This window comes from Streptomyces sp. 2-1, assembly GCF_048564895.1.
GTDB classification, from domain to species: Bacteria; Actinomycetota; Actinomycetes; order Streptomycetales; family Streptomycetaceae; genus Streptomyces; species Streptomyces phaeochromogenes.
Genome location: NZ_CP183383.1, coordinates 456,170 through 478,843 on the forward strand (window position 1 = coordinate 456,170; position 22,674 = coordinate 478,843).

16 protein-coding genes are annotated in these 22,674 nt (G+C 71.1%); 9 read left to right on the forward strand and 7 right to left on the reverse strand.

From position 1 onward, the window contains the following. Positions 1 to 128 precede the first annotated feature (128 nt). Complete coding sequence (locus ACN20J_RS02285; protein WP_419665026.1) at positions 129 to 1,325, forward strand: Kelch repeat-containing protein; 1,197 nt, start codon at positions 129 to 131, stop codon at positions 1,323 to 1,325. Continuing rightward, positions 1,322 to 4,609, forward strand: coding sequence for a hypothetical protein (locus tag ACN20J_RS02290; protein ID WP_419665027.1), 3,288 nt, complete (start codon positions 1,322 to 1,324; stop codon positions 4,607 to 4,609). Before ACN20J_RS02285 ends, ACN20J_RS02290 begins: the two co-directional genes overlap by 4 nt. Positions 4,610 to 4,635: 26 nt before the next feature. Here ACN20J_RS02290 and ACN20J_RS02295 read toward each other — a convergent pair whose 3' ends face one another. Beyond that, positions 4,636 to 5,829, reverse strand: a complete 1,194-nt coding sequence (locus ACN20J_RS02295) for an RNA-guided endonuclease InsQ/TnpB family protein (RefSeq protein WP_419665028.1) — start codon at positions 5,827 to 5,829, stop codon at positions 4,636 to 4,638. 152 nt (positions 5,830 to 5,981) lie between these two features. Between ACN20J_RS02295 and ACN20J_RS02300 the strand changes: the two genes are divergently transcribed. Together ACN20J_RS02300 and ACN20J_RS02305 are read left to right on the forward strand one after the other, a co-directional pair. Continuing rightward, the gene (locus ACN20J_RS02300) at positions 5,982 to 11,267 is read left to right on the forward strand and encodes a hypothetical protein (RefSeq protein ID WP_419665029.1); all 5,286 of its coding nucleotides are present in this window, start codon (positions 5,982 to 5,984) and stop codon (positions 11,265 to 11,267) included. Further along, complete coding sequence (locus ACN20J_RS02305) at positions 11,260 to 13,131, forward strand: hypothetical protein (protein ID WP_419665030.1); 1,872 nt, start codon at positions 11,260 to 11,262, stop codon at positions 13,129 to 13,131. Before ACN20J_RS02300 ends, ACN20J_RS02305 begins: the two co-directional genes overlap by 8 nt. A gap of 699 nt (positions 13,132 to 13,830) precedes the next feature. Here ACN20J_RS02305 and ACN20J_RS02310 read toward each other — a convergent pair. Beyond that, positions 13,831 to 14,796 (reverse strand): hypothetical protein, encoded by a 966-nt coding sequence (locus ACN20J_RS02310; RefSeq protein ID WP_419665031.1) that lies wholly within the window; start codon positions 14,794 to 14,796, stop codon positions 13,831 to 13,833. Positions 14,797 to 14,898: 102 nt separating this feature from the next. Here ACN20J_RS02310 and ACN20J_RS02315 point away from each other — a divergent pair, with 102 nt between their 5' ends. Next, positions 14,899 to 15,435 carry a hypothetical protein gene (locus ACN20J_RS02315; RefSeq protein WP_419665032.1) on the forward strand — a complete coding sequence of 179 codons (537 nt, stop codon included), beginning with the start codon at positions 14,899 to 14,901 and terminating at the stop codon, positions 15,433 to 15,435. Positions 15,436 to 15,528: 93 nt separating this feature from the next. On the opposite strand, the gene ACN20J_RS02320 is transcribed toward ACN20J_RS02315, so the two are convergent. The 5 genes from ACN20J_RS02320 to ACN20J_RS02340 all read right to left on the reverse strand — a co-directional run bounded on the left by ACN20J_RS02320 (position 15,529) and on the right by ACN20J_RS02340 (position 20,178). After that, positions 15,529 to 16,602 carry a hypothetical protein gene (locus ACN20J_RS02320; RefSeq protein WP_419665033.1) on the reverse strand — a complete coding sequence of 358 codons (1,074 nt, stop codon included), beginning with the start codon at positions 16,600 to 16,602 and terminating at the stop codon, positions 15,529 to 15,531. 264 nt (positions 16,603 to 16,866) lie between these two features. Continuing rightward, a complete protein-coding gene (locus ACN20J_RS02325) occupies positions 16,867 to 17,709 on the reverse strand; it encodes a DUF6461 domain-containing protein (protein ID WP_419665034.1) in 843 nt (280 codons plus the stop codon). A gap of 334 nt (positions 17,710 to 18,043) precedes the next feature. After that, entirely contained in the window at positions 18,044 to 18,988 is a 945-nt protein-coding gene (locus ACN20J_RS02330; protein WP_419665035.1) for an NADP-dependent oxidoreductase, read from the reverse strand. Between the two features lie 97 nt (positions 18,989 to 19,085). Beyond that, positions 19,086 to 19,661 (reverse strand): NAD(P)H-dependent oxidoreductase, encoded by a 576-nt coding sequence (locus tag ACN20J_RS02335; RefSeq protein WP_419665036.1) that lies wholly within the window; start codon positions 19,659 to 19,661, stop codon positions 19,086 to 19,088. Positions 19,662 to 19,710: 49 nt separating this feature from the next. Beyond that, on the reverse strand, positions 19,711 to 20,178 hold the full coding sequence (locus ACN20J_RS02340; RefSeq protein ID WP_419665037.1) for a cupin domain-containing protein: 468 nt from the start codon (positions 20,176 to 20,178) through the stop codon (positions 19,711 to 19,713). A 284-nt stretch (positions 20,179 to 20,462) separates the two neighbouring features. Here ACN20J_RS02340 and ACN20J_RS02345 point away from each other — a divergent pair, with 284 nt between their 5' ends. From ACN20J_RS02345 to ACN20J_RS02360, 4 genes are all read left to right on the forward strand, one after another. Next, a complete protein-coding gene (locus ACN20J_RS02345; RefSeq protein WP_361902482.1) occupies positions 20,463 to 20,966 on the forward strand; it encodes a MarR family winged helix-turn-helix transcriptional regulator in 504 nt (167 codons plus the stop codon). Between the two features lie 340 nt (positions 20,967 to 21,306). Further along, the gene (locus ACN20J_RS02350; RefSeq protein ID WP_419665038.1) at positions 21,307 to 21,474 is read left to right on the forward strand and encodes a hypothetical protein; all 168 of its coding nucleotides are present in this window, start codon (positions 21,307 to 21,309) and stop codon (positions 21,472 to 21,474) included. 68 nt (positions 21,475 to 21,542) lie between these two features. After that, positions 21,543 to 22,124: a YdeI/OmpD-associated family protein gene (locus ACN20J_RS02355; RefSeq protein ID WP_419665039.1), complete on the forward strand. Its 582-nt coding sequence runs from the start codon at positions 21,543 to 21,545 to the stop codon at positions 22,122 to 22,124. 69 nt (positions 22,125 to 22,193) lie between these two features. After that, positions 22,194 to 22,496: a hypothetical protein gene (locus ACN20J_RS02360; protein WP_419668815.1), complete on the forward strand. Its 303-nt coding sequence runs from the start codon at positions 22,194 to 22,196 to the stop codon at positions 22,494 to 22,496. Positions 22,497 to 22,674: the final 178 nt, after the last annotated feature.

Below are 22,674 nucleotides of genomic sequence, written 5' to 3' on the forward strand. Positions count from 1 at the left end.
CGGCCCCGCACCGACGCGACCGCACCTCTGCCGACGGCATTCGCCCTGCCGGTCGTGACCGCGACCGCCCCGGCAACCCGAACCGACCGGACAACGACGGCCATCGTCACAACGGAGGAACCGACACCATGACCACACCCACCGTGGCAGCCACCGGGGCATGGACGGCCGCCGACGACCTGCCCACGCCCGCCGCCTGGTACGGGCAGCACGACGGTGCCGTACTGCTCGACGACGACAGCGTCCTGGTCACCGGCGGCGCCGACGCCGCCTCCGCAGCGCTGGACAGGACCGCCGTGTACGACCCGACGGCCGACGCCTGGCAGCCGGTCGACAACCTCGGCACACCACGGCAGCTGCACACGATCACCCGGCTGGCCAACGGCAAAGTACTCGTCGTCGGTGGCCTGACCGGCTCGTCGGCGGCCGGGACCGGCCTCAGGTCGGCCGAGCTGTACGACCCGAACACGCACGCCTGGACCACGACCGGCAGCCTGACCACACCCCGCTGGGGCCACAGCGCCACGCTGCTGCCGGACGGCTCGGTCCTGGTCGCCGGGGGCAGCACGGTTCGCTCCGGCCGGACGACGACAGCGCTGCGCTCGGCGGAACGGTACGACCCGTCGAGCGGCAGGTGGTCCCCTGCCAAGGACATGACCGACGCCCGGACCGGACACACCGCGGTGCCACTGGAGGGGGGCGTTGTGCTGGTGGTCGGCGGTGTCGCTCCGGTGGGCACCGCCGACGACCCCGCGCTCGCCTTCTGCGAGTTGTACGACCCGCAGGACCGGTGGGCGCCGACCGGCAGTCTCCTCCGGGCCCGCCACCGTCACCAGGCCACCCGGGTCTCCGACAGCACGGTGCTGGTCACCGGCGGCACCGCGCCGGGATCGCCCGGCGCCGGTCCCTACGATCCGTTCAGTCAACGCGGCGCGGAGCGGTACGACCTGGCCACCGGTGTCTGGACGGCGGTGACGGAGATGCCGTCCGGGCGGGCATTCCACCGGGCGGTGCGCATCGGCCCCGGACAGGTACTGGTGGCCGGCGGGGCGGCGAGCGACCGGGACGAGGCCGGATACCGCAGCACGGCGCTCCACACCATCGGCCAGAACGACACCGACGTGTGGGCTCCCACCGCGGGCCTGGCGGCCGGCCGGTGGGCGTTCGCCGCCGTCGTCCTGTCCGACGACCGAGTACTGGTCACGGGCGGGGTGGCCCGCTCCGGGCTGGCTGCCGCCGACCCGGCCGTCACCGAACTGACCGCGGTCACCGAGGTGTTCACCATCGACGACGAGACCATCCCCGTCGCCGGGAGTGAGTCATGACCGCGAACGCCTACTCCTTCCTGCCCTGGCTGCGGACCGGCATCGCCACCCGGATCACCGCCGATCCCGGAACCGCCGAACGCGCCAGCATCCCCGTCACGCTCCGGGTGACCGGGGACGCCCTGCCTCGCGGCACTCTCGTCCAGGACGTGTCGCGTGACGTCCAGTTGTACGGTCCTGGGGACGTCGTCGGGGTGGATCCGCGGGCGATCTCGCGGACCGAGCCACGGCCGGGCGTCACCAACGTGGAGCCCAACTACCTGGCCCACATCGAGTTCTCCGACGAGGACTTCCTCTGGCGCTACAGCCCGGCGGCGTCCGGCAGCGGCACCAAGCGGCTGGCTCCCTGGCTGGCGCTGATCGTGCTCGCCGCCGCCGACCCGGGCGGTGGCGAGGCCGAGTTCGGCGAAGCCCCGGGCGGCGGCCCGCTGCCGGCCATAACCGTGACCGACCCGGCCGGCACGCTGCCGCCCCCGGACCAGCTCGGCGCCTGGGCGCACGTCCACGTCAACGGGTCGCTGGACAACCCGGTCGCCTCGGACAGTACGGTCGCCGCACTGGCCGCGCTGGGCGAGGTGCTGCGGACCAACGCGGACAACGCCTGCTCGCGGCTGATCTGCCCGCGTCGGCTGCGGCCGGACACCTCCTACGAGGCGTTCCTGGTACCGGCGTTCGAGACCGGGCGGCTGGCGGGGCTCGGTCTGGACCCGGGAGTGTCGCCCGGCGCCCTGTACTCCAGTTGGGGACCGCGCTATCAGAACCGGCCCGCCGAGGGGCAGTTGCCCTACTACCACCGCTGGTCGTTCAGTACCGGGACGACCGGGGACTTCGAGTTCCTGGTCCGGCTGCTCCAGCCGCAGCGGCCGGACCCCCGGGTCGGGCGCCGCGACCTGGACGTACACCAGTCGCCCGGCCTCGGCCTCCCGGCGATCGAGACGCCGCCGGAACTGGGCGGCGTACTGCCGCTGGGCGGCGCGCTGAAGGTGCCGGAGTTACCCGGGGCCCCGGTGGACCCGGCGGAGAACTGGGACAACTTCCTCGACGTACCGCCGCCGGCACCTCCCTACCCGCACCCGTTCGAGCAGGCGCTGGCCGACCTGGTCAATCTGGCCGACGACTACCAGGACCGCACACCGGCGCAGGCCCACGCCGCCGTCGCCCTGGCCGGCCCGGCGACGGCGCTCGCCGACGCCACGGCGACCGCGGCGGCCCCGGGGCCGGACCAGGAGGATCCGGCCGGCGACTGCGGGGCCGACCCGATCATCACCCCTCCGCTGTACGGGCGTTGGCACGCGCTCACCTCCCGGCTGCTGACCGACCGGGACGGCACGCCGATACCGGCGCCGGCGAACCACAACTGGGTCCACCGGCTCAACCTGGACCCGCGGTTCCGGGTCGCCGCGAACCTCGGCGCACAGGTCGTCCGCGCACGCGAGGAAGAGCTGATGGCCGCCGCCTGGGCACAGATCGGCGACGTACTGGTGGCCAACGGCCGGATCCGCGCCGCGCAGCTCGCCCGGGAGGTCGGGCACGTGCTGCAGACCAGGCACCTCGACCCGCCGCAGGGCGGCAGTCCGGCGGCGCTGGCGGCAGCGCCCGTGGCCGCGTCCGGGCGGTCCCTCACGCTGACCGCGCCGGCCCACTCCCGGCTGACCACCACCACGGCCGACGAACCCGACACTCTCGCGGCCGGGCTGTCCGCGGACCCCACTTCGAAGGTCGCGGTCGGGTTCCGGGTGGCGACCAGCCAGGTCGCGGCCACGCCGGTGTCATCGACGATGCGGCGGATCACCCGGCCCGGAGCGCGGCTGATGCGGTCGCTGCAGTTCTCCGAGGACCGGCCGCCGGCGGCACTGCTGGCGCGGATGGACGCGGCGACCGACCCGGTCACCGCCGCCGTGGCCAAGGGGACTCCGGGAGCGCTGATCACCCCCGCGCGTCTGCGAGCCGTCCTGCACCCGGGCGGGGGCAGCGGCACCGACCCGGTCGGAGCCCTTCCGCGCAGCCCCGACTTCGTGCTCCGCGCGCTCGACGACCCGGTCGCCCCGCACCCCGGCGCGACGGACAGCGCCGAGGCCACTCGCTTCAAGACCGCCCTGCGCGAACTGCACCAGGGACTCGACACCGGCACGGCCGTCGGGCAGACCGGCTTGCGACGGAGGCTCGGCGTGGTCTCCGCCACCACCGCGGTACTCGCCGGCCTGCGCGCCGACGAGACCGTACCGAAGACGCTGCTCGGCTCGGTCAGCCTGCCCGAACGGCTGCGGCCGTTCGCCGCCGACTTCACCGAGGCGATGGCCTACCCGGTCTTCGACCTGCCGACGTACCAGCCGCTGCTGGACCTCTCGGTCGACGCCCTGGTGCCGAACCTGAACCTGCTCCCGGCGAACTCCATCACCCTGCTGGCGAACAACCGGGAGTTCATCGAGTCCTATCTGGTCGGGCTCAACCACGAGATGGCCCGCGAGCTCCTCTGGCGGGAGTACCCGACCGACCAACGGGGCACGCCGTTCCGGCAGTTCTGGGATCCGGCGGCCACACTGCCCACGCCGGGCGAGAGTGCAGAGCAGCGGCGCGAGCGCGGCTACGACGTGCCGCCCATCCACCGCTGGTCGCCGGCCACACGACTCGGCGACAACGACAACCGGCGGCCCGGCGGCCCGCCCCAGAACGGCCCGCGCCCGGACGACCTCGTCCTCGTCGTCCGCGGCGAGCTGCTGAAGAAGTACCCGACGGCGGCGATCTACGCGCACAAGGCGCAGTGGCCGCCCGGCCCCGACGGCCGGCCCGACCCCACCCAGCAGCGGGAGCTGGTCGAACTGCCGCCGGACGGAACGCCGTCGCCGGAGCAGGTCCTGCTGCCCCTGTACGAGGCGAAGGTCGAGCCGGACATCTATCTGCTCGGGTTCGATCTGGACGCCGCGCGGGCGCTCGGCCACGCACCGGACGACGCCGGCTGGTTCTTCGTGCTCAAGGAACGCCCCGGCGACCCGCGGTTCGGCGTCGACGACGGACCGCCGACCCATGTCGAGGTCTGGAACGACCTGACCTGGGACGACGTCGACCCGCACCGGCGGGGATTCCTGGAGCTGGCCCCGGACGTCACCGTCGCGCTGGCGAACTTCGACGGCTCCGAGGACGACCCGGAGAAGCAGGAACAGCGCGCCGAGGACGAGAACCTGCCGCTCTGGTTCGCGGGCCTCGGCTCCGCCGACCTGGCGTACATCCTCTTCCAGGTCCCGGTCCTGGTGGCCGTACACGCACAGGAGATGTTGCCGCGTTGACGCTCTTCCCCCTGAAGGGGGGATTCTTACGGCTTGCGCCGTGAGACTTCCTGTTTCATCGCCGACTGCCCGCCCGGAGTACTCCGTTGAGGTCTTACACCAGCTCCACAGGCTGCAACCGCCCGTCCGGCGGCCAGAAGATTCTTCGCCGCGTTCACGTCCCGGTCGTGGGTCGTCCCGCAGTCGCACGTCCAGGTGCGGACACTGAGCGGCATCGTGTCCTGCACGGTGCCGCAGGCCGAGCACAGCCTGGACGAGGGGAACCACCGGTCCACGGCGATCACCTCGCGCCCGTACCAGGCGGCTTTGTACTCCAGCATGCTCCGGAACTGCGACCAGGCGGCGTCGCTGATCGCACGGGACAGAGTCCGGTTCTTGACCATGGTGCGCACGGTCAGGTCCTCGATCACGAGCGTTTGGTTTTCACGCACGAGCCGGGTGGTCAGTTTGTGCAGGCCGTCCCGCCTGCGGTCGGCGATCCGGGCATGGATCCTGGCGACCTTGTGCCGGGCCTTGTTCCGGTTCGCCGAACCCCTGGTCTTCTTCGCGAGGTTGCGCTGAGCCTTCGTCAGGCGAACGCGGTCCCTGCGCTCGTGGCGCGGGTTGGTGACCTTCTCCCCGGTGGACAGGGTCAGCAGGTGGTCCAGGCCCACATCGATACCGACCGCGTTGCCGCTGGTCCCAAGGGGCGTGACGGACGGGTCGTCACACAGCATCGAGACGAACCAGCGGCCCGCAGCGTCCTGCGACACCGTCACCGTCGAGGGCTTCGCCTGCACGGGCAGGGGCCGGGACCACACGATGTCCAGCGGTTCAGGCATCTTCGCCAGTGTCAGCTTCCCGTCACGGAACCGGAAACCGGACGTGGTGTACTCCGCCGACTTCCTCGACTTCCGCCTGGACTTGAAGTGCGGGTACCGGGCCCGCTTGCCGAAGAAGTTGGTGAACGCCGTCTGCAAATGCCGCAGCGTCTGCTGCAACGGCACCGACGACACCTCGTTGAGGTAGGCCAGTTCCTCGGTCTTCTTCCATGCCGTCAGCATGGCCGAGGTCTGGTTGTAGTTGACCCGTTCCTGACGCGTCCACGCCTCCGTACGGGCCGCGAGCGCCAGGTTGTAGACCTTGCGAACGCATCCGAAGGTGCGCGACAACTCAGCCGCCTGCGCATCACTGGGATAGAAGCGGTACTTGAACGCCCGCTTCACGTGGTTCACGGTCACTCTCACAAACTAGCGGGTTCACAAGTAGGGGCAAAACCTGCTGCTGAGGGCACTGGGATCCGCCCTGGCGGCGCATCCCAGCTCGTTGCCCTGCTCCGCAGGAGTCCGTTTCCTCTCCGCCCTGAACGGCGGAGTATCCACGGAGGAATCCGATGACCGCTCAGCTCAGTGACGACTTCCCGGTGCTGCTCGGCCCGGTCCGGATCGAGACCCGGTTCACCGCGACCGAGCTGCTCGTCAGGGTGTTCCCGGACGACTGGCAGGTAGACAAGTTCGAATCGCGGCCCACCGAGGCCGAGATGGCCGCGCTGGACGCGTACTGGACCGCCCGCTGGGCCGCGGGCGGTCGGGCGGAAGCCCTGCGGGCCGCCTGGCAGGAACTGGTCGGGCGGGTCCCGGCGGGCAGGGCCACCTGGCTGCTGAAGACCCGTACGCCGGCCAACCCGGCCGAGGAGCCCGCGGGGGTAGCAGCCGGCACCACCGTGCTGGTCGTCCGCGGTACCGCGGCTCCGACCCCCGGCGACCGGCAGGCGGCGATCACGTACTGGACCGCGGTCTGGCGGGCGCACGGCGACCGTAACCGGCTGCGACAGGCGGACGCCGCGCTGCTCGCCGCCGTGGACACCGAACCCGCGAAGGCCATCCGGGGCCGCCGCCCGTCCGGCATCGACGCCTCCGCGGTGAACCGGAGCGACGAGGTCACGGTCGCCTTCCTGGTGCTGCCGCCCCCTGCCGCCGCCGGCCTGGCGCCCGAGTCCTGGACGCAGGCGGCCCGGGCCCGGCTGCTGCCCGACCGCTTCCGGGTACTGGGCTATGTCGGCGGTGAGCAGGTGCTGTCGGCGATCGGCGCCACCGTGCCGGCCACACTGCCGGTGAGTCCGGATCCGAACGCCACCGACCAGATCCGCGTGAACGAGCAGACCGGGGCACTGCACGTACCGGAAGAACTGCGCTGGCTGACCGACTTCGACCGGGCCGTCGCGGTCGGCATGGGGCTGCGGATCCCGCTCGACGACCGCACCCGCAACGGGGTGGACCGGCTGATCGTGCTCGGTCTGCGCGAGCAGTCCACTCCGCAGCAGGCCGGCGCCGACCTGGCCGCCCTGATCACCCGGCAGTTGCGCAGCCCGGACGGGTTCGGCCTGCTGCCGCAGGGCACACCGACGAACAACTCGGAGGAGACACCGGCCGGGCAGGACGCCGAGGAGGAGGCCGACGCTGCGCTGCGGAGCACGGACGCGGCGGCCTTCGCCGCGGCCACCGGCGACTGGACCACCCGTACCGACGGACAGCGCTTCGCCGAACTGCTCGGCCTCGACCCGGGCGTACTGGCCGGGATGCCCAACGCGGACGGTACGGACCAGCGCGACGCCCGCGCCGCGAACACCGCGCTGTGGCCCGCCACTTGGGGATACTTCCTGCAGACCGCGATGCGTCCGCTCCTCGGTCCGGCCGCGGTCGAGGCGACCCGGGACTTCTTCCTCCGCTATGTCTCCGGCCGCGGCCCGCTGCCGGCCGTGAAGATCGGGCGGCAGCCGTACGGGATCCTGCCGACGACCGCGTTCTCCCGGCTCGCCTATCCGGCCACCGCGACGCACCGCCAGGCGCTGCACCGGGTCCTCACCGCCGCCGGTCAGGACTGGAGTGCGGCGGCGCAGCAGGTGCCGCGTCTGGGTGCTCCCGTGGACGATGAGCAACCGCCGCCGGACCCGCACCAGCTGCTGCTGGACATCCTCGCCCTGCACCCGACGTCGGCCGAGTACCACCAGCGGTACGCGCAGAGCGTCGAGGACCTCTTCAACCGGGAGAACCTGGGCGGTCTCGGCCGGACCGTGCTGCCCGCGCTGGACCGGCTGAACCTGCCCGGGCCGGTGCGGACGCTGCTCGACCGGTTCGGTGCCGCCACCGGCCCGGGTCGGGATCCGGACCTGCTGCGGCGGCTGTTCACGGACTTCCAGCAGCCGCTGACAGCCCCGCTGGTCGACGACCGCCCGCTGTCGGAGACCGACCCGGTCCGGACCTACACCCCGGACGAGCGGAACTATCTGCGGTGGCTGGCCGACGCGGCCGGCACCGACCTACACACGGTCCGGCTGGAGCTGGGCTTCACCGGTGACGTACGGCCGGCCGCGCTGTTGTATCTGCTGCTGCGGCACGCCGTGCTGCTCGGCTGGGCGGACACCGCGCGCGGCCTCGTCGCCGCGGCCGGCGGCGCGGGTCCGGCCGATCTGTCCACCGCGGACCCGGCGTTCATCCACGTGCGGATCCCGGCGCCCGGCCAGGTGCTGGAGAGCGAGAGCCGGTTCCGGCTGCTGTACTCCCCCGCCCCGGCCGTCACCGGGAACCCCGAGCAGCTGCTGGTCGACTTCATCCCGGCGCTCCTCGATCAGAACGGGACCGGGGGCGGCCCTGCCACGGCCACGACCGCGCTCGCCGAGCAGGTCGAGGCCCTGAAGCAACTGGCCGGCCTGCCGACGGCCCGGCTGGAACGGGTGCTGGCCGAGCATCTCGACCTGGCCACCTACCGGCTCGACGCCTGGCGGCTGGGCCAGGCCACCGAGCGGCTGGCCGAGCTGCGGTTCGGCCCCGGCGGCACCGGGACCGCCCGGCCAGGCCTGCATCTGGGCGCGTACGGCTGGCTGGAGGACGTCCGGCCGAGCACGGCCGCACTCACCCCGGTCACGCTGACCGGTCCGCTCGCGACGGTCTTCGCCGGCAACTCGCCGCTGCTGCACGATCCCGGCAACGAGGGCTTCGTACACGCGCCGTCGCCCGGCCATGCCCGGACCGCGGCCGTGCTGCGGGCCGGGTACGCCGCCAACCGCACGCCCGACAACCCGGGCGCGTTCGCGGTGAACCTCAGCTCGGAGCGGGTCCGGGGCGCGCTGACCATCCTGGACGGGCTGCGGCAGGGCCAGTCGCTCGGCGCGCTGCTCGGCTACCGGTTCGAGCGCGGCCTGCACGACCGGCACGGCCAGGCCGAGGTGGACCAGTTCATCTCGGCGCTGCGACTGCGGTTTCCGCTGCTGGCCGGGAAGATCGCGCAGACCGCGGCCGATCCGCAGGCCGGGCCGGACGACATCGGGCAGGTCGAGGCCCGCAACGTGATCGACGGGCTCGCCCTGGTCCGGCACCTGACCCGTGAGGGCGTGTCGCAGATCTACCCCTTCGACATCGTCGGGCTGCCTCCCGCCGACTCGGGGCAGCTCGATGCCCTCACCGCCGAGGCGGCCCGGCTGCTCGACGACAACGACGCGGTCGCCGATCTCGCCGTCGCCGAGTCCGCCCACCAGGCTCTCGCCGGCAACGTCGAGCGTGCCTCGGCGACCCTGGACGCGTACGCCAAGGACGGTCTGCCGCCCGAGCCCGCGGTCGTCGAGACCCCGCGCAGCGGGACCACGCTGACTCATCGGTTCGGCCTGCGGCTGCGGGCGGGGCGGCACCCGGACCACGGGGACCCGCCGCGGGCGCAGGCCGAACCGGCCGTCGACGACTGGCTGTCGGGCCTGCTGCCGTCACCGCGGTCCGTGGCCGCGCGGGTCACCTGGACCGATCCGGTGGGCGGCGGCGTTCGCCACCGGGATGTCACCCAGGACGACCTCGACCTGGCTCCGATCGACCTGCTGTGGGCGGTGCGGCCGGCCGGGGACGCCGCGATGACGGACCTGGACGACCGGATCATCGGCGCAGTCGTCGATGACGATGACGACGACGGACCGCGTCCGGACCGCGAGTTGACCATCCGCTACACCGAGCGGATCAAGGACAAGATCACCTTCTTCGAGCTGTCCCCTCTGGTCGCCGCGCTCCGGACGCTGCTCACGACGGGCCGGCCGCTGCGCCCGACCGACCTGGTGCCGGCCGCCGGCACCGCCCCGGTGGACCGGACCGCCGACGACGCCGTGTCCCTGCCCCGGGAGCGGCCGGCCGCCGTCCGCTCCTCGCTGGCGGACCTCGCGGAGGAGGTGGACGACTTCCTTCAGGACCTGCGGCGGCTCTACCCCGCCGCGCCCGCGCCACCGCGCCGGGGCGACGTGCTCGACCGCATCGACACACTCCTCAGCCGGTACGCCGGGCTGGTCTCCACCGCGGCGGGCTTCGGCATGGTCCGCAGCGGATGGGGCGAACTGGCCGCCTGGCGCCGCGGCGTCTACACCGGCGTACTCACTGCCGTGGCGGCCACCGCGGACCGGTTGGCGCGGGCGCTCGCCGACGCCGACGCGATCCTGGCGCAGTACGACGCACTGCCCCGGTCCACCCCGAACGCCGAGCGGTACCGGATACTGCGGCAGGCGGAGCGGCTGCTGACCACCACGCCGGTCGCCGTGCCGCAGGATCCGCCGTCCAGGTTCCTGTCGGACCTGCAGTCCAAGCGGCGCGGCTTCGCCCGCCGTCTGGAAAACCTGCGGAAGCAGGCCCAGACGAAGGAGAGGTCGCTGAGCGGCCTGCTGGACGAGGTCTCCCGCCTGCTTCCGCTCACCGACATCGACCCGGTCGGGCTGGATCTGACCGACACCCAGGACCGGGTGGTCGCGTTCGGACGGGAGCTGCTGGACCGGGCCGGTGCGCTGCGGAGCGAGATCACCGGCCGGCTGGCCGCCGGCGCCACCGCGCTGGCCGACTACGACAAGGCCGCCCCCGGGCCGGACCAGGTCCGGTCCGGGACCGAGGCGCTGCGGGCGATGCTCGGCGCCGACGTTCTCGTCGTACCCGAGTACACGCCGTCCGGCGCCCTCGCCTCCGACCTGCGCAAGGCCTTCCGCGACCGCGAGGCACTGGTCGGGCACCTCACCCGGCCGCCGGTGGCACGGGACTTCCCGGTCGACGACTGGCTGCACGGGATCGCCCGGGTGCGCGACATGCCCCGGCAGTGGGAGCGCGCCGTGCTGCTCGCCGACGCGCTCCGGGGCCGCGACGGGCTGCTCGACGGCGGACCCGACGGTGACGATCCGCAACTGGTGCCCGTCCAGCTGCCGTACCGCGACGACGACCACTGGCTGGGCATGGAGTTCGCCACGGGAACCAAGATCACCGAGGATCGGTTGCTGTTCACCGCGCACTACGTGGACCAGCCGTCGTCGGGGAACGACCCGCAGTGCGGTGTGCTGTTCGACGAGTGGACCGAGGTGATCCCGGCGGACCGCGAGACCACCGGGATCGCGGTGCACGCAGACAGCCCCGACTCCGAACCTCCGCAGGCGATGCTCCTGGTCAGCCCGCCCGTACGGACCGGCACCTGGAACGTCGACGACCTGCTGGCCGCGGTCAACGAGACCTTCGACCTGGCACGGACCCGGCTCGTGGAACCGCACCACCTGGACGGCAGCGGATACGCACAACTGCTGCCGGCGACGCTGATGTCGGCGACCCGGCAGCCGATCACGATCAGCACCGATCTCGCTGTCGCCAACGAGCGCTGGAAGGCAGACCATGACTGAGACCCGCATCCAGGATCTTCCCGGCGCGATGAGCCGGCGCGACCATCCGACGGTCGGAGTGTGGAACAGGCTGGAGGGCCGCCCGCGCACCACCGACTTCGCCCGCGCGCTGCGGGTGGAGGTACGCGACCCGCTGTGGATGCTGGCCCGGCAGTGGCAGCTCGGCGAGTTCCGGGGCACGGACGGCGGGTCGCCGGTGACCGCGACGTACTCGGTCACCGCGAGCCCGCCAGGCCGGTTCCGGTCCGACACCGGCCCGGACGACGTGCCCGGGCCTGCCGGGCCGCTGCCGCCCGACCGGCCGTTGGAGGCGGTCGCGGAACGGCGGAAACTGCCGTTCGCGTTCGGCGCCGAACCGATCTCGTTCGACCTCCGGCTGGCGCTGGGCCGACGCTGGCTGAAACTGCTGGCCCGGTCGTCCGAACTGCGGTCGCGGCACTTCGGCGAGCGATACGTCGAGTTGTACCCGATAGCGCTGCCCGACCCCGCGAATCCGGCGGACTCCGCACGCGTCGCGCATCCCGAGGTGTGGGCCGCCACCCAGGCGGTCGCCGGCCGACGGCTGGACGGATATCTGCTCTACCTGCACCTGAAGGGCGGCGGTCAGGCGGCCGACGGCATCGACGCGCGCGGCCAGCGCAACGAGTTGAACAGGCTCGGCCCCCGGCTGACCGGCTGGTTCGACGACCTGATCGACCAGCCGTCCGGTGCCACCCCGCAACGGCCGGAGGGCGACTCGACCTGGGACCCGCGACGGCTGGAGCACCGCTTCTCGGTTTCCGCCGCCGTGCCGGCCGAGGGCGAGCGGGTGCTCACGGCTCCGGAGTACCCCGGCGGCGAGCTGGACTGGCACGCGTTCTCGGTCACTCGCGGCGGCTCCCTCGGCGGCACGGCCCCGGCGCCCGCGCCGATCAACCGCACAGTCTTCCCCGCACCGGTCCGCTTCTCCGGCATGCCGCTGCCCCGGTGGTGGGCGGTGGAGGACGGCCGTACGAACTTCGCGGCGGTCACCCCGGACAGCACCGACCTGGCCCGGCTGATCTTCCTGGAGTTCGCCCTCGTCTACAGCAACGACTGGTACCAGCTCCCCTGCGATCTGCCGGCCGGTACCTTCGCCTCGATCCAGGGCCTCGCGGTGACCGACGTCTTCGGGCAGCGCCGCTGGATCACCCCCGCCGACCGCGGCGGCGACGGGCAGAACCGGCAGCACTGGTCGATGTACACCCTCAACTCCCTCGGTTCCCTCGATGACGAACCGGCCGACGAGGCCGGTCTGTTGCTGCCGCCCGGTACGCCGAAGGTCGCGACCGGTCCGGCGCTGGAGGACGTCGTGCTGGTCCGCGACGAGAGCGCGAACCTGGTCTGGGGAGTCGAGCAGACGGTGCGGCAGGCGACCGGCGAGGGCCGAAGCGGTGACGAGGCCGCGGCCGAGACACTGGCCTTCCGCCGTCGCCTGCATCCCCCGGACGGCCCGGACGACCCCCACGCGCCCGTCGCCGCCGCGTACCAGGTGATGAGTTCCGTCCCGGAGAACTGGATCCCCTTCATCCCGGTGCACGTCCCCGGAGACAACCGCGCCGTCCAGTTGCAGCGCGCCGCCATGCCGAGCGAGGTCGACGCCACGCCGGTCCGCCCCCGCACCACCCTGCTGCGGGAGGGCCTGGACGCGGGGTGCCCGTATTTCGTCAACGAGGAGGAGGTACCGCGCTCCGGCACCCGCCTCACCGTCGCCTACAACCGCACCCGGACCAGGACGGGCCGCGTGGTGCTCTGGCTCAGCGCCCACCGCACCGTCGGCCGCGGCGAACGCTCCAGCGGCCTGTCCTTCGACCTCCTCACGCCACCTGCAGAGCCGGGCACTTGACAGGACCGCTGTCGTCGGCCCGTGGCCTGCGGGAGGCGGACGGCTGAGGACGGCTACAGGCTGCTCAGTTCTGTGACGGCAGCCTCGCCGCGTCACTGTCCGCGCCCTGCTCCCGCGCGCCGTCCGAGCGGACAAGCCTTTCGGCACGGCTCATTCGGGCGGCTCGGGACGACGGGTGTGCGATGGCCCGGGTCGACGGTCCCTCCTCGGGGAAGCAGCGTCTCGTGGGCGCTCATGCCCCCTTCGACGGCGGCGCCGCTGAAGCAGCAGTCGACGGATCACGGCGCAGCCACCCGGTCAGGGCGGTGGCGCCCGCAGCACTGCCCACGCTGATCCGTACTTCGCTCATCCACGCTCCCCCGAATCGCGCGTTCACCACCTGAAAAGCCAGGGTCCCATCTTCCCCGTGGACGGGGAGAGTTCTGCATCTGCTTCACCCCGCCGACTGGCGACATCACGCCACTTCCGTGCCAGTGCCACCGATCGCGCCTGGCCCGCCGCGATGGCCTCGCGCGTGTAACCGTCTTGCTGGTCCGGCTCCGGTCTGCTTGACGAAGATTGCTGGTCCGGCTCCGGTCTGCTTGACGAAGATTGCTGGTCTGGCTCCGGTCTGCTTGACGATGACTGGATACAGGCAGGGGGCGGCAACCCTTCGGCACAGTCCACGCCTGGTCCTCGGGCAGAGTCCTGTTCGTCGTCTCAGCCGAACCGCAGGATGCGTGGGGCGAAGGTGCCCTCGGGGCCGCCGGCGCGGCCGACCGACCACACCGTCGTCGTGCCCGGCACCGGCGCCAGTCGCAGCACCGAGGAGTCTCCCTCCCCGGCCACGGCCGGTTCGCTGTACTCGGTGAACGACTGTCCGTTCCAGGCAAGGAAGTCCGGCCCGGGGACAAACGGTGGGTTGCTGCCTGGCGGGCCCCACTTCTGCGAGCGGGCGACCGAGATCCAGGCCAGCGCACCGGACGTGGCGGGCGTCAGTGAGCTGATCGAGCCGAAGTCGGTGGGCACCGTCACGTGGCTCCACGCCTGCCCGTCGAAGCGGACCAGCAGCGGCGGAATCGGCCGGCCCGGTGGGCCACCGACGAACCCGGCCGTGCCGCCCGCCCAGACCTCCGTCGGCGAGACCGCCAGCACACTGCTCACGGTTGACCGCGGGAATCCATCCACGATCGTCTGTTGCCACGCCTGCCCGTTCCAGTGCGACACGGCAGCACCCGAGTCGGTGGCGCCCGCGGCCCAGACGTCGTCGGCCGCCAAGATGTGCAGGCCGGACACGGATCCCGGCGGCACCGGCACGTCCCGCCAGCCACGGCCGTCCCAGCGCAGCAATACCTGCACGCCGTCCCGCGAACCGATCAGCCAGGTCTCACCGCCGCCTGCGACGGCTTTGCTCAGCACGACACCGCGCGGAGGCCGACTCTCGTGCCAGGAGTTGCCGTCATGGCGGAGCAGGTGGGCACCCCCCGCCGAGTCGCGGCCGACCGCCCAGACCGCGGTCGGTGAGGTCGCGGCGATGGACAGCAACTCGCCCTGCCAGCCGATCCCCGGCAGGCTCTGGCGCTGCCACGCGATTCCGTCCCAGCGCAGCACCAGCGGGAAGCCCGGCGCCTCGCGACCAACGGCGTCGGCACCCACCGCCCACGCGCGGTCCGGGCCGAACGCCACGGCCTCGTTGTGTGTGTGTGTGTGTGTGTGTGTGTGTGTGTGTGTGTGTGTGTGTGTGTGTGTGTGTGTGTGTGTGTGTGTGTGTGTGTGTTTTGTGTGTGTGTGTGTGTGTGTGTTTTTTTTTTTTTTTTTTTTTTTTTTTTTTTTTTTTTTTTTTTTTTTTTTTTTTTTTTTTTTTTTTTTTTTTTTTTTTTTTTTTTTTTTTTTTTTTTTTTTTTTTTTTTTTTTTTTTTTTTTTTTTTTTTTTTTTTTTTTTTTTTTTTTTTTTTTTTTTTTTTTTTTTTTTTTTTTTTTTTTTTTTTTTTTTTTTTTTTTAGCGCCCCCGCCCGCGCGCGCGCACCCCGCCCCCCCCCCGCGCGCGCGCGCACCCCCCCGCCCCCCCCCCGCCGCGCGCGCGCGCGCGCGCGCGCGCGCGCGCGCGCGCGCCCCCCCCCCCCGGCCCCCCGGCCGCCCCCCCCCCCCCCCCCCCCCGGCCCCCCAGCCGGGCGCGCGCGCGCGCGCCCGCGGCCGCCCCAGACGCGGTTTTTTTTCCCCGCGCGCTTTCCGTTTTACCCCACCGCAGCGCCGCCTGCGGGCGTACCTGTGCCGGGACCGGAACGTGATGCCAGGACAGGGTCTCCGCCGCGGCCGAGGACATGACGGCCATGATGGTCAGGGCGCCCGCGAGGGCCGCGACCAAGAGTCTGCGTGCCGTAGGAAGTCGGCGTGCCGTAGGAAGTCGGCGTGCCATGGTCAGCCTCCCAGCCGCTCGCTCATCAGGTTCGGTTTCGAGCCGTAGATCTCCACGGTCCCGAACGACAGCAGCGAGGACCCGGCCCTCGCCAGTGCACGCGGCTTGACGTCGATCGCGTTCGTGCGCTCCGGGCCGTAGGAGAAGGTGGTGCGGGTGCCGTCCACCCGTGCGTACTTCGACTGGAACGCGCGGTCGCTGCGCACCGGCAGCCACAACGCGCCGTCCGGGCCGCGCACCATCGCCTCGGTGTAGGTGTCGCCCAGCGGTGGGTAAGTGGTGCGCCAGGCGCGCCCGTTGAAGGTCATCAAGTAGGTGCGGGCCACGCCGTCGGTGTACTGGCTGCCGCCGATCGTGACCCGGCCGGACGGTTCGAGCAGGATCGTGTGCACGTTGCTGTTCGGCGGCAGCAACACCTGCGCGTCCCGCCATGCCGTGCCGTCCCAGCGCAGGACGGTGGTCCCGGTGCTGGTGTCCGCCCAGGCCCAGGTGTCGGTGGCAGTACGCGCGGTGATCCCCATCAGGTACATCACACCGTCCGGGGTGGCCTGTGTGGTCCAGGTGGAGCCGTCGTAGTGCAGCACCTTCAGCCCGGTGTCGTCCTCACCGACCACCCACGCGGCACCGGGCACCGCGGTGAAGTCCTGGTAGGTCCACAGAGTCTGCGGCAACGGAACGGCACTCCACCCTCCCGCCGAGCGGCGCAGGATCTCCCCCGCCCCCGCGCTGTTGTGGAAGATCCACACCTCCTCGCCGACGAACTGCACCTTGCCGAGCCACCCCAGCTCACCGACGCCGGGGAAGGTGATGTCCCGGCTCCACGCCGCGCCGTCCCACCGGTACAGCATCGGCCTCAGTCCATCAGCGGCCTGCTCGTACCCCGTTGCCCACGCCTCGCCCGGCCCGCGGGCGGCGAGATCCAACACGGTCACCGGCGGGGCCGCCGCCGGCACCGGAAGCGCAGACCAGCTCGGCCTCGCAGCCGCGGACGCGGCCGGTGTCGCAGCCGCAGCCGGCGACACCACCGCGGCACAGACGATCACAAGGCAGGCAATGACCGCACGGAGACCGTTCATGAGACCCCCCAGAACGCGAAGGCCGCACAGGCTATTGGCATGCACACACCCGCGAACAGACGACATTCGGCCGACACGGCTGCGCACGGTCGAGGTTCGTGCGAAACCGGGCCATGGCGGGCCCGTTCCGGCAGCTGAGGGCACCGCGTCCTCGCCCCGCTCAGGCCGGTGAGCGGAGCGAAGTCATGAGGAAGGCGGCTGGTTCAGCCCAGAGCCTTGTAGAGGGCGGCGAGTGCGCCGGGGCACCCTCCACGCGCCCGCTCGCTACTCACCCGTCTCATGTTCCGAACGATCCATGGCCGACGGCTCGTTGCGGGTGATGACGACCGGCGCGTTTACCTCCGCCCGGGCGCGGTCCGACGCCGTCGCGATCTCCTCGTAGGTCCATTCCCTGTACAGGCGCTCCCCGTTGGCATCGGTGATGTCGATGACCACACCGGTCCATTCCTCGGCGGGCTGTTCGGGGACAAGTCCCAGTTCGTACGTCGCGCCCTGGAGGAGGGATTCGGTGACGCGTATGCCGGTGAGTCTTTCGGCCAGAGCGAGGACCGCCGCCTTCCGGTCGACGTCCGGGGCGTTCTCGTCGTGCTCTCCCCCGGGAGTCAGGGGGAAGCCGACTTCCCGCAGCATGGGAACCAGCTCATCGGGCGTGTTGCCGTCGCGCGACGAGGGGCCCTCGAACGTCGTACGGAGCTCACCGTCCTCGAACCAGTGGAAGAGGTGGATGGGCTTGCCGCCGTTGGTCGAGTGGGCCACGACCCGGCCGCCCTGCGACAGCGCCTCCACGCACGCGCCCGCGATCCCCAGGCCCCCGTCGAAGCCGAGGACGAGTGTCCAGTCGCCGTTCTCGCCCGGAGTGCTGAAGGCGCCCGCGACGTAGGACTCGTCCCAGTAGTCGTGGTCCACCTCGGCGCGGTGGGCGTCATCCGCCTCGATCAGCCCGGCCGTTCCCTCCCCGGTGCCGCGCGGTTCCGCCGCCATCGCGCGCAGCACCTCGCGCGGGGTCCGCCCCTGAATCAGTGTCAGGGTGTATCCGCTCTCCATCGCGTGGCGGAAGAGCGGCGAGGTGCGGATCCAGGCGTAGTCGTGCGCGGTCACCGAGTTCATACGGCGCAGTGTGCCCGATACCCCTGACAATGCCCGGTGCAAGCCGGTTCTCACAGCTGGATCTGGTCCTCGGGTCGCGCCGATTCCATGTCAGCAACATGACCTTGTCACGAGCTCTTCGAAGCAAGGAGAGGATGTCTGACGTGGTGAGTATCGACCGGGTTCGGCCTGGTCAGCAGTCGCCCTATTCGCACGGACAGACGCCGCGCCGCGATGTCCCCCACTGCCGGTGGTGTGGCGTCCGCCATCGCGCCGGCCATCGGGGCCAGCACCTCGGCGATTTCGGGATCCAGACCGAGTGCCATGGCCCTTTCCATTCGGTGGAGGATCGGCGTCAAGCGACAGGCGGGACGACGATGACCTTGCCGTGCACCGCGCCTTCGGCGGCCCGGGCGTGGAGCGCCGACAACTCGGCCAGCGGCACCCGCTCGGCGACGTCGACACGCAGCTCCCCGCGGTCGACCAGCGCTACGAGCCGCGCCAGTTGGTCGGCGTCGCTGCGGACGAACAGGTCGATGCCGCGCACGCCGCGCTCCTCGTCGGACGGCGCGGGCATCCACACCGTCGTGTTCACCACGACCCCGCCCGGACGGACCAGCGTGACGAGCGCGGCCAGCTCGGCCGGGTCGACCGGCGCGAGGTTGAGCACGACGTCGACCGGCTCGGTCACCGCCGTGGTCACCCCGGTGGTGGTGTGGTCGATGACCTCATCGGCGCCGGCCGACTTGACCGCCTCGCTGCTGCGCGGGCCGGCCGTGGCTATCACGTGGGCATCGGCTCCCTTGGCCAGTTGCACGGCGTAGCCGCCGACCGCTCCGCCGGCGCCGTTGATCAGCACGCGCTGCCCGGCCGTCAGCTTGCCGTGGTCGAACAGCGCCTGCCACGCGGTGAGGCCCACGATCGGCAGTGCGGCGGCGTCTGGCAGCGGGACGCTCTTGGGAGCCGGCGTCAGGACACCGGCCGGCGCGAGGACGTACTGCGCGGCGGCGCCGTTCCCGTCCATCGGCAGGAAGCCGATGACGTCGTCGCCGACCGCGATGCCGTCCACGCCCTCGCCCAGCGCGTCGACCGTGCCGGCGACGTCGATGCCGGGAGTGTGCGGCAGCACCACCGGGATGGGGCCACGCATGAAGCCGCCACGGATGTTCCCGTCGACGGCGTTGAACGACGTCGCGGCGACGCGGATCCGGACCTCACCGGCCCCAGGGACGGGCTGCTCCACGTCCTCATAGCGCAGGACGCCGGGGTCGCCGTACTCGTGGAAACGTACTGCCTTCATTTCGGTTCTCACCTTCATTGCGATCCACATTGCTTCGAATTCGAAGCAACTGTTGCCTACGCTACCTCTGCTTCGAATTCGAAGCAAGTGCTGTCGGCTACTGCCGGTGCGAGCGCATCGCCGCGGCGAGTTCGGCGGCGGCCTGGTCGATGCAGGCGCGCAGCCGCGCCGCGTCACCGTGAGCCGTGGCCCGCCAGTCGGCGGGGCACGCGACGACGACCGTGGGCACGGGGTCGGCGTGCACGTCGGTCAGGCACCCGCGTATCACCTGCGCAACGTCGGGTGACTGTCGGCCAGTGCCGCTGTTGAGCGCGAGCAACACCGGCATGCCGGAGAGGACTCTGCCCCCGAGGGCGGCGAGGAACGAGTCGAACACCTCGTTCGGGGACGCGGTGAGTACCGGGGTCGCCACCACGAGCCCGTCGGCCCCCACGACCGCCGCGATCGCCTCCCGCAGATCGAGGCTTGCGCGGCCCTGGGCGGTGTGCCGGGCGAGGTCGGCGGTCGGCCGGTGCAGCTCCAGCACCTCCACCTCGGCGCGCGCACCGCCCGCCGCCAGTGACCGGCACACAGCCTCCGCGACCCAGTCCGCGAGCAGGCGAGTCGGATGCGGATGGCCGACACCGGCGCTCACGACGGCCAAGGACACCGGACTCCACGCGCCGGTGCTCATCCCGGCATCGTGCTCATGACTTGCCCCCTGCGGCCGGGCTGTGGTGCCGTCACCGGGGAGGGCCGAGGATGACATTGCCGGACCGTTCCGCGGCTTCGGCGAGCAGCTGCGCGGGGATCTCGAAGCCTTCCGGTCGTGGCTCACGAAGGTCACGGCCCGCGTGGCGGAACATCTTCTCCAGCGCTCCGGGAGTCGAGATGAGCAGTAGGTCTGCCTTCTCGGAGGTGATGCGGTAGGCGTGCGGAATGCGCCGGGGCAGGAAGACGATGCCGCCCTCCCGCAACTCGTGCTCCTCGTCGCCGGCCCACACCAGCGCCGAACCGGACAGGAGCAGGAAGACCTCGTCCTCGTTGGTATGCACGTGGAACGGCGGCGCTTCGCCCTTGCTGACGTCGAAGCGGCCGACGGTCAGCTGCCCACCGGTCGCCTCGGCGTCGAGCAGGACGCTGAAGAGACTCCCGCCGATCCACTCGAGTTGCTGCTGGTCCTCACGTTGTGCGAGGTAGGGGATGCTCATGGCCGGTCCTCGGGATCCGTGGGCGGCGGCGCCGTCCTGCTTTCCGCAACCCTGCGCCGCGCCACTGCCCGATCTCCATCTTCTGCGGTGCTCAGTCGGGCCCAACACTGCCCACACCGTGCACTCACGAGGTCACGACATCGGGCCCATGGGACCCGCGTCCGCCCAATCCACCCGACAGGGACAGCACCGGAATTCGCGGGGCGGTCAGTTCCATCTCCGCCTCTGCCGGCTGCTACGGCGGCACGCCACACTCTTCGAATTCGAAGCAGTAGACTCCGGTCATGCCTGATTCACCGCCGTCGCTCGACCCCGTGCAGCTCGGCGCCTACTTCGACCTCGTCGAGGTGGCCAGCCTGCTCCGGCATGCGGTCGAGCAGCAGCTGCGCGAGACCGGTGATCTCAGCTACGTGCAGTTCCAACTGCTGGCCCGCCTCGGAGACTCGCCGACGGGCAGCCACCGCATGACCGACCTGGCCGACGGCGTCGTCTACAGCCGCAGTGGCCTGACCTACCAGGTAGGCCTGCTCGAAAAGGAGGGTCTGGTCGTCCGTGCCCCCTCACCGGAGGACGACCGGAGCATCACCGTCACCATCACCGATGCCGGGCGCGAGCTGCTTGCGAAGGTGCTGCCAGGTCACGTCGAGGTGGTCAGCGGCCTCCTGTTCGAGCCGCTTTCACGCGACGACGCCAAGGCTCTCGCAGGCCTGCTGGCGCCGGTGCGCGACCACATGCGCTCGACGCCGCCTCGCTCGGCCGCGCCCCGCCGCCGCAAAGGCGGAGCATAAGGACTCGACAGGCGTCGGAGCCCCGGAGACCGCAGCGGACCAGGACGAGCATGATCAGTCGGGCGGCAGGGTCGGTCCCCCGGTCGAGGTTCGCGGACTGCTCGACCCGGCTCATGATGTGCTCGGCGAGATGGCGGGCCGGCCGCGGGCCGTCGCCGATGAAGAACGGGGCTGAAGAACGCGGCGCTGAAGACACGACGGAATCCAGAGAGGAACCTGGATTGGGAGCGGCGGGCCTGGCGGGCCGACTGGCGCAGGCTCGAGCCGGAGCCCTGGTGGGCAGAGAGCCGGAGCGGGCGGTCCTCGACCGGATGCTGTGGGCGCGGCGGACGCTCCACTCGTGGCGTACATGTACGGTCCCGGCGGCATCGGCAAGTCCTCTCTGGTGCGCTATGCCGCCCAGCAGGCCGAGCTCACCGGCCGCCGCGTGGTGCACGTGGACGGCCGGTTCCTCGACGCTGATCCGCGCCGGCTCGAGGAACTCGCGGCCCCGGCGTGTGCCGCTTGAGCAGGTCACCTGAGCAGTGCGCTCGAGTAGGTCAGATTCTGTCCTACCGGGCCTCTAGTCTGCGGTTTATGCAGAAATACGAGGACGGCGTCGAGATCCTTGTCCCCTCGAGCCCGGCCGAGCTTGAGGCTTGGCTCGACGCGTATCACGGGGAACGGACCGCGCTCTGGGTGAAGATCGCCAAGAAGCACACCGGCATCCCTTCGCTCACCTGGGACGAGATGGTCGACACGGTGCTGTGCTTCGGCTGGATCGACGGTTTGCGGCGCGGCTTTGACGACACGTACTTCCTGCAGCGCACGACACCCCGCCGCCCCCGCTCCGCCTGGTCGCAGGTGAACGTCGACAAGGCCGAGGCCCTGATCGCGGCAGGCCTGATGCGTCCCCGCGGCCTCGCCGAGATCGAGGCGGCGCGGGCGGACGGCCGCTGGGAGACGGCATACGCCTCGCAGAAGAACGCCACCGCGCCGCCGGATCTCGTCGAGGCGCTCGACGCGAACCCGGCCGCGCGGGCGTTCTACGAGACGCTCAGCAAGTCCGACCAGTTCGCCCTGTACCTCCGCCTGGTCACCGCCCGCACCGAGAAGACCCGGCTGGCCCGCCTGGAGCGGATGGTGGCGACGATGGCGAGGTCCGAGCGGCCATCATGATCAACCGCTCGGCCAACGCGCAGATCAAGGACATCAAGGCCAGCGGAGACTTACAGAGAGCTTCAATAGCTGACGTTCACACTCAGCTGCCGCAGGGGCATCGCCTCGATGGCCGCCTCGCTGGACCGGCTGGACGCACTGGTTTTCACCGGGGAGATCGGCGAAGACCAACCCGAGGTACGCGAGGAGATCTGCTTGGCCCTGACTGTTCTCGGTATTGGAGGCGGGCTGCTCGTCCCCGAACTGGACGATTTGCTGCGGGAAGGCCTCCGACGCATCGATCGGGCGGGGAGTGGTGTCCCGGTCATCGTGGTCGCAACCGGCGAGACACAGCAGATCGCCGCCGAGACCCGACGGGTGCTCGGCATGTGACTGGCCAAGGAAACTGCCGACACATCCACACTTGCCTGGCCCGCGCAAAGAACCGGTCCTGTACCAGGACAGCACGGGGAGTGGCGACGCCTATCCTGCACGCCGCCCCCGTCCGGTCACGGAGCTCGAGGGCCATGCGCCCGCATCAGACTCCGTACCACCCCTTCGACGCCCCTTC